This is a genomic window from Streptomyces sp. NPDC127117, from assembly GCF_042677325.1.
Lineage (GTDB): Bacteria > Actinomycetota > Actinomycetes > Streptomycetales > Streptomycetaceae > Streptomyces.
The window spans coordinates 84,555-94,720 of sequence record NZ_JBHXTM010000032.1 but is presented as its reverse complement, the minus strand read 5'-3'; the positions used below and the strand labels follow the sequence as shown (position 1 = coordinate 94,720).

Sequence of the window (10,166 nt, the reverse complement as noted above, 5' to 3'; positions counted from 1 at the left end):
GCGGGTGCGGGGGGGGGGCCGCGGCCGCCCGGGCGGCGGGGGGGGGGGCGGGGGGGCGGGCGGGTTGCCGTAGGTTGGGGCGTGGGGGGGCCCACCGGGCCCCCGCCGGCCCCCCTCCTGCCATGCTCGCCGAGCGGCGTGGACCGCACGCGGGCCCCGGCGCGGCCCGGGGGAACCCGGCGCCGGACCGATCCCGCAGCCACCCTCCGATCCGTGGGCAGTGGGCCGTGCGGCCCGGCACCGTCCGCGCTGCCACGGAGTGTCGGGCAGGTCGGCAGAGCGGACGGCGCGGTTGCGGGTCGTCGTACTGTACGAGGGGGAGCAGACGACCCGTCCGCCTCTTGCGAGACGACTGATTCAACCGATCCGCGCGCCGGCGCAACAGGGTGCGCAGCGGGACGGTTCGGGCATTGCGTTCACACCCCGTGTGAATCGTGCTCCACTGGTGCGACACGCCTCGGCGTGCCGAACCACCGGAGGGGCACATGGGGGCAACGGAGCCCAACATTCTGCTGGCTGCCCTGATCGAGGAGGCGGGCGTCTCCCGGGCGGGTCTCGCCGCGCACATCAACCGGGCCGGCCGTCCCCGCGGACTGCGACTGCGGTACGAACACACCGCCGTGGCCCGCTGGTTGAAGGGGCAGCGTCCGCGCGGCCAGGTGCCCGACCTGATCTGTGAAGTGCTCGGCAACCGGCTGAGCAGGCCCGTCTCGCTGGACGACATCGGCATGGCGGCCCCGGGCGCCGGCTCGCCGGGGCCCGGCTCCTCGCTCACCGGCTTCGTCGAGCGGGCCACCGCGCTGTGGCGTTCCGACGAGGTGCAGCGCCCGCATGCCCTCGCCCCGGCCGCCGTCACGGGCACCACGGCGGTGATGCCGGTCTGGGAGTGGGAGAACCCTCCGGAGGACACCGATGTCTCGCGCGACGGGACGACCCGTGTCTCCATGGCCGACATAGTGACCCTGCGCGCGGCCCGTACCCACTACGAACTGATGTACCGCCGGGCGGGCGGAATCGCGACCAGGTCCCGCATCGTCGGCTTCCTCAACGCCGAGACCGCCCCGTTGCTGCGCGGCGGCTACAGCGACGCGATGGGCCGTCGGCTGTACCGGGCGGCGGGCGGGCTGGTGGCGGTCGCGGGGATCTGCGCGTACGACTCCGACGCGCACGGGCTCGCCCAGCGCTACTTCCATCAGGCGCTGCGGCTGGCCAAGGCGAGCGGGGACCGGGGGCTCGGCGGCTATGTGATCGCCCTGCTGGTCAACCAGTCGCTCTTCCTCGCCGACTACCGGCAGTCCGTGGCCTTCGCCCAGGCCGCGCTGCGGGCCGCCACCGGGCACATCAGCCCGGCGCTCGCCGCCGACCTGTACGCGATGCAGGCCAAGGCGTACGCCCGCCTCGGCGACGCGAGCGGCGCCCGGGAGTGCATCCGGCGCGCCGAGTCGGAGGCCGGGCGCATCCTGCCGGGCCAGGAGCCGGACGAGACGGGGTACGTACAGCCGGGGCTGGTCGATGTGCAGGTGGCCGAGGCGCTGCTCGGCATCGGAGATCTGCCGGGTGCCCGGGAGCACGCGGCGAAGGCGGTACGGATCCCGGCGCACGACCGGGGCCGGGTGCACCGGCTGGCCATGCTGACCCATATCGAGTTGCGCCACGGCGAGGCGGACCGGGCGGCGGCCACCGCCGTGGAGATGGCGGAGCAGGCCGGGGGCATGGAGTCGCGGCGGTTGCGCGACCGGCTGCGCGCCGTGCGCGAGGACCTGGCCGCCAGTGGCTGCGCCGACGCGGGGCGGGCCGCCGAACTGATCGACGGGGCGTTGCGCGTACCGCTGTGAGTGCGGAGCCGGGGTACCGGTACGTTCCCTTCCGGTCCCGCGCCTGCTGCGATGTTGCCACCTACTTGTCGAAAGGTGGCAGAAACGTGCAATGGACGAACCTGAACGAACAAACTGTGTATGAGAACCGCTGGTTCCGGGTCAATCTGGCGGATGTGGTCATCCCCGACGGCCGCCATCTCGATCACTACCTCATCCGGCTGCGCCCCGTCGCGGCGGCCACCGCCGTCAACGAGGCGGACGAGGTGCTGCTGCTCTGGCGGCACCGGTTCATCACGGACAGCTGGGGCTGGGAGCTCGCCGCGGGCGTCGTCGAGGACGGCGAGGACAATGCTGCTGCCGCCGCCCGGGAGATGGAGGAGGAGACCGGCTGGCGCCCGGGGCCGCTGCGTCCGCTGCTGACCGTGGAGCCGTCGAACGGCCTGATCGACGCCCGGCACCACCTCTTCTGGTCCGAACAGGCCGACTGGACCGGCACGCCCAGCGACGCCTTCGAGTCCTCGCGCCGCGAGTGGATACCGCTCAAGCTGGTGCCCGACCTGATCGCCCGCGGCGAGGTCCCGGCCGCGGGCATGGCCGCCGGACTGATGATGCTGCGTCACTTACGGCTGGGGTGAGCACCGCGCGACCGCGTACGGGGCCGGCCCGGGGATCGCCCGGCCCGGCCCCGTACGGGCACGGAGAAGGATCAGGAGTACGGGTAGAAGCCCGAGCCCGTCTTGCGGCCGAGCCTGCCCGCGTCCACCATGCGCTGGAGCAGCGGGGGAGCGGCGTACAGCGGCTCCTTGAACTCCGCGTACATCGAGTCGGCGACCGAGGCCACCGTGTCGAGACCGATCAGATCGGAGAGCTTGAGCGGGCCCATGGGGTGGGCGCAGCCGAGCTCCATGCCGTTGTCGATGTCCTCACGGCTGGCGATCCCCGACTCGAACATCCGGATCGCGGAGAGCAGATACGGAATCAGCAGCGCGTTGACGACGAAGCCGGAGCGGTCCTGGGCGCGGATCGGGTGCTTGCCCAGCACGTCCTGAACCAGGGCCTCGGCCCGCTTGACCGTCTCGTCGGACGTCGTCAGCGCGGGGATCAGCTCGACGAGCTTCTGCACCGGGGCCGGGTTGAAGAAGTGGATGCCGATGACCTGGTCCGGGCGGGAGGTCGCCACGGCCAGCTTCACCAGCGGGATCGAGGAGGTGTTCGAGGCGAGGATCGCGTCCTGCCGGGTCACCACCTGGTCGAGCACCTGGAAGATCTCGGTCTTGACCTGCTCGTTCTCCACGACGGCCTCGATGACGAGATCGCGGTCGGCGAATTCGCCCAGGTCCGTGGTGAAGTTCAGCCGCGCGAGTGTCTCGTCGCGCTCCTCGGGAGTGATCTTGCCGCGGTCGGCGGCCTTCGAGAGGGAGTTGTGCAGCCGGGTGCGGCCGATCTCCAACGCCTCGCCGGTGGTCTCGGCCACCAGGACCTCAAGACCGCTGCGGGCGCACACCTCCGCGATGCCCGCGCCCATCTGGCCACAGCCCACCACTCCGACCCGTGCAATGTCGGCCATAGAGTCCGTCACCTCGTGCCTTTCGCTGTTCTGCGTGTCGCAGGTTCCCGTCTGATTCCGGTGCCCGCCCCGACCCCCCGACGTTACTCCGCGACCTGCGGGTCATCGTGGGCCGGGGCGGGCATGCTCTGCGATACGCCCGGATACCGGGGTGACGGACGATGACAGAGAGACGGCAGGTGCAGCGAAATGCGGCAAATGGCCCGAAGAAGCTTTGTGGCGGGGGCGGCCGGGGTGGTCGCGGGTGTGGTGAGCACCGTCACCATGGCCGGTGACGCCTTCGCGGGCCCGTCCCGGCGGGCGGGTGCGCCGGAGCGCTCCCGCCACCGCCATGTCGCCCGGCGCGAGCTGCGCGGGATGTGGGTCGCCACCGTCGCCAACCTCGACTGGCCCTCGGCGCCAGGCCTGACCGCGGCCGCCCAGGAGGCCGAGCTGATCGCGTACCTCGACGAGGCCGTGGACCGGCGGCTGAACACCGTCATCCTCCAGGTCCGGCCGACCGCCGACGCCCTGTGGCCCTCGCCCTACGAACCGTGGGCCCAGTACCTCACCGGCGTCCAGGGCAAGGACCCCGGCTGGGATCCGCTGGGCACCGCCGTCCGCGAGGCGCACCGCCGCGGCCTGGAGCTGCACGCCTGGTTCAACCCGTACCGGGTCGCCAACCACACCGACCCGTCCCGGCTGGCCGCCACCCACCCGGCCCGGCTGCACCCCGACTGGGTCCTGCCGTACGGCGGGAAGCTCTACTACAACCCCGGGATTCCGGAAGTACGCCGCTTCGTCCAGGACGCCATGCTCGACGCGGTCCACCGCTACGACATCGACGCGGTGCACTGGGACGACTACTTCTATCCGTACCCGGTCGCCGGACAGGTCTTCGACGACGACGCCACGTACCGCAAGTACGGAGCGGGTTTCCCGGACAAGGCGGCCTGGCGGCGCGACAACACCGACAAGCTGGTGCGCGAGACCGCCGAGCGGATCAAGCAGATCAAGAAGAACGTCCAGTTCGGGGTCAGCCCGTTCGGCGTGTGGCGCAACGCCGCCACCGACCCGCTCGGCTCCGACACCAAGGCGGGGGTGCAGACCTACGACGATCTGTACGCCGACACCCGCGGCTGGGTCAGGAAGGGCTGGATCGACTACATCTGCCCGCAGATCTACTGGAACATCGGCTTCGCCGCCGCCGACTACGCCAAGCTGCTGCCCTGGTGGGACGAGGTGGTGCGCGGCACGGGCGTCGACCTGTTCGTGGGGGAGGCGCTGTACAAGGCCGGTGACCCGGCCCAGCCGGCCGCCTGGCAGGACCCGGCCGAACTCTCCCGGCACATCGACTTCGCCGGCGCGTACGACCAGGTGCGCGGCCATGTCTACTTCTCCGGGAAGGACGTGGTCAGGGACCGGATCGGAGCCATGGACCGGGTGGTCGGCGACCACTACCGCAGCAGGGTGCGCCCACCCCGCTGACCGAACGGGATGGGCGCGACGGGTGTTCGGGGCGGGCCGCCGGGAACGGCCCGGCCCGGCCCCGTCCCGGAAGCGAGGCGCGGTGCCGGCCGCCGGAGGCCGCTACGGAGTCTCCGGGGCCTGCTTCCGGGTGTCGGTGTGCTGTACGACGCTGTCGGGACCGGGTGAAATCAGGTGTTCGTGTCCGTCCTCGAAGCGGACCCGGTACGGGGGAGTGCCCCCGGCCCCGAGCACTTCGACGATTTCTGCGACCTTGTCGTGCTGTCCCACGGTCCTGCCGTGCATCAGCAGCCGGTCGCCCGTGTGTGCCTCCATCGGGACTGACCTCCTCACGGGTGGCGGTCCATGTCGACAAGTCTATGACCGAAAGCCGACTTCGCCCGGTGGGGGAGTACGGGGCGTTCACCGCCTACGCCGGTCACGCCCCGTCCGCTGGGTGGCCGCGATGCAGAGCAGCACCGCGATCGCGGCCACCGGCGCCGCCGCCGGGACCGTCTCGCCGAGCAGCAGGAACGACCACAGCAGGGTCAGCAGCGGCTGCGCGAGCTGGAGCTGACTGGCCCGGGGCACCCCGATCTCCGCCATCCCCCGGTACCAGACGTACAGCCCGAGGAACGCCGAACCGGCCGCCACCCAGACCAGGCCGATCACCCCGTGCGCGGTCAGCCGCACCGGCTCAACCGGCAACGCGAGCGCCGTCCCCACCATCGCGAGCGGCAGGCAGAGGACCAGCGACCAGGCGGCCACCTGCCAGCCGGGCATGACCCGGGCCAGCCTGCCGCCCTCCGTGTAGCCCGCCGCGCAGACCAGCAGCGCGCCGAACAGGTACGCATCGCCGCCGGACAGCTCGCCCCCGCTCTGCTGCACGGTGAACGCGATCACCACGGCCGCGCCGGCCAGCGCCGCGATCCAGAAGGCACGGGACGGCCGCGCTCCGGTCCGCAGCGAGGAGAACACCGCGGTGGTCAGCGGCAGCAGGCCCACGACCACGGCCGCGTGCGAGGTCGTCGCGGTCCGCAGCGCCAGCGTGGTCAGCAGCGGGAAGCCGATCACCCCGCCCGCGGCGACCACGGCCAGCCCGGCCCAGTGCCGACGGTCCGGCGGCGCGACGCGTCCCAGGAGCAGCGCACCGCCCGCGATCACCGCGCCGAGCAGGGTGCGCAGCGCCACCAGCGACCAGGGGCCGAAGCTCTCCAGGCCCCAGGCGGTGGCGGGAAAGGTGAGCGAGAAGGCGAAGACACCGAGCCCGGCGAGCGCGAGGCCGCCGCGGTGCGACTCGCGGCCGGTGGTGATGCCGTCGGTGCTGGCGCGTGTGTCGGCTTCGGTCCCGGTGCCGGGATCGATACCGGCCGATGGGCCGTCCGCTATCGAGTTGTCGTTGATAGCGCTACTGTGTGCTCTCATGCAAGAGCGTAGCAGCGTCGCCGAGCTCGTCGGATCTCTCCGGAGCGAGCTGAACCGCTACTCACCAGGTGGAAAGCTGCCGTCGAGCCGGGCCCTGGTGGAGCGCTTCCGGGTCAGCCCCGTCACCGTCTCCCGGGCCGTCGCCCAGCTCGTCGCCGAGGGGCTGGTGGTCACCAGACCCGGCTCCGGCGCCTTCCGGGCGCAGCCCCGTGCCGATGTGCCCCCGCCGGGCGACACCTCCTGGCAGGAGGTCTCCCTCAGCGGCGACGGCGGACCCGAAGCGGTGCCGCGCACCGTCGACGCCTCCGGGGTCCTGGCCACGCTCGCCGCACCTCCGCCCGGAGTCATCGAGCTGAACGGCGGCTACCTCCACTCCTCCCTCCAGCCGGAGCGGGCGCTCGCCGCCGCCCTCGCCCGGGCCGGCCGCCGCCACGGTGCCTGGGACCGGCCGCCCACGGACGGCCTGACCGAACTGCGGGCCTGGTTCGCCCGTGAGATCGGGCCCGCGCTCGGCGCCGCCGACGTACTGATCACCGCCGGCGGTCAGAGCGCCCTGGCCACCGCGCTGCGCGCGCTCGCCCCGCCCGGCGCCCCGCTGCTGGTCGAGTCACCCACCTACCCGGGCATGCTGGCGGTCGCCCGCGCCGCCGGACTGCGGCCCGTGCCGGTGCCCGTGGACGCCGACGGCGTACGGCCGGAGCTGCTCGAAGTGGCGTTCCGGGCCACCGGTGCCCGGGTCTTCGTCTGCCAGCCGCTCTTCCAGAACCCGACCGGCGCGGTCCTGGCCCCCGGCCGGCGCGCCGAGGTGGTCCGGATCGCCCGTGCGGCGGGCGCCTTCGTCGTCGAGGACGACTTCGCGCGCCGGCTCGTCCACGACGACGCCGGCCCGCTGCCCGCACCCCTGGCCGCCGACGACCCGGACGGGGTGGTCGTCCATGTCTGCTCCCTGACCAAGATCGCCTCGCCGAGCCTGCGGGTGGGGGCGCTCGCCGCCCGCGGACCGGTACTGGGGCGGCTGCGCGCCATCCAGATCGTCGACAGCTTCTTCGTCCCCCGCCCGCTCCAGGAGGCCGCGCTCGAACTCGTCGGCTCCCCGGCGTGGGGCCACCATCTGCGCTCCGTGTCGACCGCTCTGCGCGACCGCCGCACCGCCATGACGACGGCCCTGAGCATGGAACTGCCCGGTCTCACGCTCCCGCACATCCCCGCCGGCGGTGGCAGTCTCTGGCTGCGCCTGCCCGAGGCGGAGGCCGGCACGGACGAGTCCGCGGTGGTCTCGGCGGCCCTGCGCGCGGGTGTCGCCATCGCGCCGGGCCGCCCCTACTTCTGCGCCGAACCCCCGTCCCCGCAGATCCGGTTGAGCTTTGCCGCGGCCGCCGGGGCGGCCGAGATCGCCGAGGGGGTCCGCCGGCTGCGCACCGCCTGCGACGAGGTCCTGACCGGTTCCGGCGGCGGCCCGCGGCCCTGATCGGGAAGACCCACGCGCCCGATGAGAAGGGCGGTTCCGGCCAATCGGGGGCGGGTGCCGCGCGATCCGCCCCTTCCCGGACCGGGCCGGACGGACTTGTGAAGGCCCTCTTGACCGGAAGGGTGTTCGGATCCACGATCACCGCCATGACTTCCAGAGTCTCGTTGGTCGCCGCGGCTCGCAGCTCCACCCTGCTCGCCGAGCGCTTCGACGACGACCGGCCGCTCGACCACACCGGTCTGTACGAGATCAGGCTCGCCGCGCCCGCCCTCATACCGCTGGGCGCCGCCGAGCTGCGCTACTGCTCGCCGACCCCGCGCAGCCGTGCCACCGGCGACGCGCTGGGCTTCGCCCCGCTCGTCCAACCGGCCCTGCGTGACTGCGACATGGGCCGCTGGCGGGGCTGCACCCTCGCCGACGTCACGGCGTGCGAACCCGCGGCGGTCGACGCCTGGCTCGCCGATCCGCGCTCCGCCCCGCACGGTGGCGAGCCGCTGCTCGCGTTCATCTCGCGGATAGGGGGCTGGCTGGACACCCGTCCCGTGTGCGAGGGCGCCATCGTCGCCGTCGCCGAACCCGCGGTCGTCCGGGCCGCCCTCGTGTACGCGCTCAAGGCCCCGCCGTCGGCGTACTGGAACGTGGACGTCGGGCCGCTCTCCACGGTCACGCTGACGGGCGTACCGGGCCGCTGGAGCCTCAGGCTCGAAGCGGGAGTGCGCTGACCGTTTCACCGGGACGCCCGGCGCTGCGCGGCGCGTACGGGCTCCCGGGGGCGGGAGACCCCCGTCGACGGGGCCGGAGCCCCTGGTCGGCGTACGATTCCCGGCCGAGGGACGCCCGCTCCGAGCGCCGTGCCCGCGCCTGCCGGAACCTCCCCGCCCCGATGCCCCGGCCGTCGCGCACTGGCCGGAATTCGCCGCGGCGGGCGGGGGAGCCGGGCGCCGGCCACCGTCACCCGGTGGCCGGCGAGGCACCGCTCAGCCGTTCTCCGGCGGGGCGGTGATCAGGCTGAGGGCCTCGGCGATGCCCGCCTCGGCGGCCGCCTTGTCGATGCCGAGATCCGTCAGCACCCCGGTACCGTCCTCCTGTTCCAGCAGCGCGAGCAGGATGTGCTCGGTGCCGATGTAGTTGTGGCCCATCCGCAGGGCCTCCCGGAACGTCAGCTCCAGCGCCTTGCGGGCTCCCGCGTCGTACGGGACGAGCTCCGGCAGCTCGCCGGTCGCGGCCGGCGGCAGCGCCTCGGTCGCGGCCCCGCGGACGGCCTCCAGCGTGATGCCCTGGGCCTTGACGAACGCCGCCGCCAGCCCTTCCGGCTCGCTGAGCAGCCCCAGCACCAGGTGCTGGGTGCCCACCTCGTCGTTGTGTGCGGAGCGGGCCTCGTTCTGCGCGGCCATCACGACGTTCTTGGCGCGCGGGGTGAAGCGGCTGAACCCCTGGCTGGGGTCGAGGTCCGACACCTCGCCGGGGTCCTTGGCCACGAACCGCTTCTGGGCCGCCTGCCTGGTCACCCCCATGCTCTTGCCGATGTCGGTCCAGGAGGCGCCGGAGCGCCGGGCCTGGTCCACGAAGTGTCCGATCAGGTGGTCGGCCACGTCACCGAGGTGGTCCGCGGCGATCACCGCGTCGGAGAGCTGGTCGAGGGCGTCGGTGTGAACCTTCTTGATGGCCTCGATCAGGTCGTCGAGGCGCACGGGATGCGTCGGGCGTACGGGATTCACCATGTGTCAACCGTAGGTTGACAGCCCTCGGGTGTCAACTGTCGGTTGACAGTCCGGTCCGCGTCCCGGTCGCGCCGGTGAGGAGGGGTCAGTGCGAGGAGTTGCAGAAGACGCATGCCTCCCAGTGCTCCGGCGCGCACAGGACGCGGTGCCGTACGCACGACGCCATGGCGGCCTCCTCCGGGCCGGGGAGAGGTGGGTGGCCGCTGTCGTGCCGCCCGGCGTCGGCGGGGTCGAACGCCCGGACCATCTCGCGGTACTGCCGCAGATATCCCTCGGCATACGGCGGCTCGTAGTCCAGCTCGTCCCACCGGTGCCTGCGCAGCGCCAGATCGAGCACCCGCAGTACGAATCCCTTCGCCGCCGCCCACTCGCCCGGGGAGCGGCCCCAGTCGATGTCCTCCAGGTCGAATCCGACCGCTCCGCGCCCCATGACGCTCTGGTCCTGCAGGGTCAGCAGGGTGGCGAAGCGGTACTCCCAGGCGCTGTCGGCGAGATCGGACACGGCCAGCAGGAGCACGTCGACGAAGACCGCCGTGCCCCCGTTGGACAGGGACAGGGCGCGGCCCCCGCCGTGAAATGTATTCACCATTGCGGCACCGTACCGAGCGGAGCCGGTGCCGTCCGGCCGCCGGTACGACGGAGCGCGGCGCCCGGGGGGGGCGGCCGGGGGGGGGGCCGTTCCCCGCGGTTTTGGGGGGGGGGGGTTAACACCGGGGGGCCCC

General features: G+C 73.1%; 10 protein-coding genes. 5 read left to right on the top strand and 5 right to left on the bottom strand.

Going from position 1 to position 10,166, the window contains the following annotated elements; translation table 11 throughout:
- Positions 1-485: 485 nt before the first annotated feature.
- Both ACFVH0_RS26205 and ACFVH0_RS26200 read left to right on the top strand, forming a co-directional pair.
- Positions 486-1,835: a transcriptional regulator gene (locus tag ACFVH0_RS26205; RefSeq protein WP_385823928.1), complete on the top strand. Its 1,350-nt coding sequence runs from the start codon at positions 486-488 to the stop codon at positions 1,833-1,835.
- 86 nt (positions 1,836-1,921) lie between these two features.
- Positions 1,922-2,452: an NUDIX domain-containing protein gene (locus ACFVH0_RS26200; RefSeq protein WP_385823926.1), complete on the top strand. Its 531-nt coding sequence runs from the start codon at positions 1,922-1,924 to the stop codon at positions 2,450-2,452.
- A gap of 71 nt (positions 2,453-2,523) precedes the next feature.
- On the opposite strand, the gene ACFVH0_RS26195 is transcribed toward ACFVH0_RS26200, so the two are convergent.
- Positions 2,524-3,384 carry a 3-hydroxybutyryl-CoA dehydrogenase gene (locus ACFVH0_RS26195; protein ID WP_385823924.1) on the bottom strand — a complete coding sequence of 287 codons (861 nt, stop codon included), beginning with the start codon at positions 3,382-3,384 and terminating at the stop codon, positions 2,524-2,526.
- A 189-nt stretch (positions 3,385-3,573) separates the two neighbouring features.
- Between ACFVH0_RS26195 and ACFVH0_RS26190 the strand changes: the two genes are divergently transcribed.
- Positions 3,574-4,851 (top strand): glycoside hydrolase family 10 protein, encoded by a 1,278-nt coding sequence (locus ACFVH0_RS26190; RefSeq protein WP_385823922.1) that lies wholly within the window; start codon positions 3,574-3,576, stop codon positions 4,849-4,851.
- 102 nt (positions 4,852-4,953) lie between these two features.
- Here ACFVH0_RS26190 and ACFVH0_RS26185 read toward each other — a convergent pair whose 3' ends face one another.
- Positions 4,954-5,166: a DUF1918 domain-containing protein gene (locus tag ACFVH0_RS26185; RefSeq protein WP_385823920.1), complete on the bottom strand. Its 213-nt coding sequence runs from the start codon at positions 5,164-5,166 to the stop codon at positions 4,954-4,956.
- A gap of 87 nt (positions 5,167-5,253) precedes the next feature.
- A complete protein-coding gene (locus ACFVH0_RS26180) occupies positions 5,254-6,255 on the bottom strand; it encodes a DMT family transporter (protein WP_385823918.1) in 1,002 nt (333 codons plus the stop codon).
- Between ACFVH0_RS26180 and ACFVH0_RS26175 the strand changes: the two genes are divergently transcribed.
- Together ACFVH0_RS26175 and ACFVH0_RS26170 are read left to right on the top strand one after the other, a co-directional pair.
- Entirely contained in the window at positions 6,254-7,723 is a 1,470-nt protein-coding gene (locus ACFVH0_RS26175; protein ID WP_385823916.1) for a PLP-dependent aminotransferase family protein, read from the top strand. The two genes, ACFVH0_RS26180 and ACFVH0_RS26175, sit on opposite strands and share 2 nt — an antisense overlap.
- 146 nt (positions 7,724-7,869) lie before the next feature.
- A complete protein-coding gene (locus ACFVH0_RS26170; RefSeq protein ID WP_385823914.1) occupies positions 7,870-8,445 on the top strand; it encodes a histidine phosphatase family protein in 576 nt (191 codons plus the stop codon).
- A gap of 255 nt (positions 8,446-8,700) precedes the next feature.
- Here ACFVH0_RS26170 and ACFVH0_RS26165 read toward each other — a convergent pair whose 3' ends face one another.
- Together ACFVH0_RS26165 and ACFVH0_RS26160 are read right to left on the bottom strand one after the other, a co-directional pair.
- Positions 8,701-9,444 carry a Clp protease N-terminal domain-containing protein gene (locus tag ACFVH0_RS26165; protein WP_385823912.1) on the bottom strand — a complete coding sequence of 248 codons (744 nt, stop codon included), beginning with the start codon at positions 9,442-9,444 and terminating at the stop codon, positions 8,701-8,703.
- 85 nt (positions 9,445-9,529) lie between these two features.
- Positions 9,530-10,033 (bottom strand): hypothetical protein, encoded by a 504-nt coding sequence (locus ACFVH0_RS26160; protein ID WP_385823910.1) that lies wholly within the window; start codon positions 10,031-10,033, stop codon positions 9,530-9,532.
- Between the last annotated feature and the right edge of the window lie 133 nt (positions 10,034-10,166).

Bases quoted from the DNA above. Each gene is read 5' to 3' on its own strand.
- ACFVH0_RS26160 (WP_385823910.1), bottom strand. From the start codon at position 10,033: ATGGTGAATACATTTCACGGCGGGGGCCGCGCCCTGTCCCTGTCCAAC.
- ACFVH0_RS26205 (WP_385823928.1), top strand. From the start codon at position 486: ATGGGGGCAACGGAGCCCAACATTCTGCTGGCTGCCCTGATCGAGGAG.
- ACFVH0_RS26175 (WP_385823916.1), top strand. From the start codon at position 6,254: ATGCAAGAGCGTAGCAGCGTCGCCGAGCTCGTCGGATCTCTCCGGAGC.
- ACFVH0_RS26185 (WP_385823920.1), bottom strand. From the start codon at position 5,166: ATGGAGGCACACACGGGCGACCGGCTGCTGATGCACGGCAGGACCGTG.
- ACFVH0_RS26190 (WP_385823922.1), top strand. From the start codon at position 3,574: ATGCGGCAAATGGCCCGAAGAAGCTTTGTGGCGGGGGCGGCCGGGGTG.
- ACFVH0_RS26195 (WP_385823924.1), bottom strand. From the start codon at position 3,384: ATGGCCGACATTGCACGGGTCGGAGTGGTGGGCTGTGGCCAGATGGGC.
- ACFVH0_RS26165 (WP_385823912.1), bottom strand. From the start codon at position 9,444: ATGGTGAATCCCGTACGCCCGACGCATCCCGTGCGCCTCGACGACCTG.
- ACFVH0_RS26180 (WP_385823918.1), bottom strand. From the start codon at position 6,255: ATGAGAGCACACAGTAGCGCTATCAACGACAACTCGATAGCGGACGGC.
- ACFVH0_RS26170 (WP_385823914.1), top strand. From the start codon at position 7,870: ATGACTTCCAGAGTCTCGTTGGTCGCCGCGGCTCGCAGCTCCACCCTG.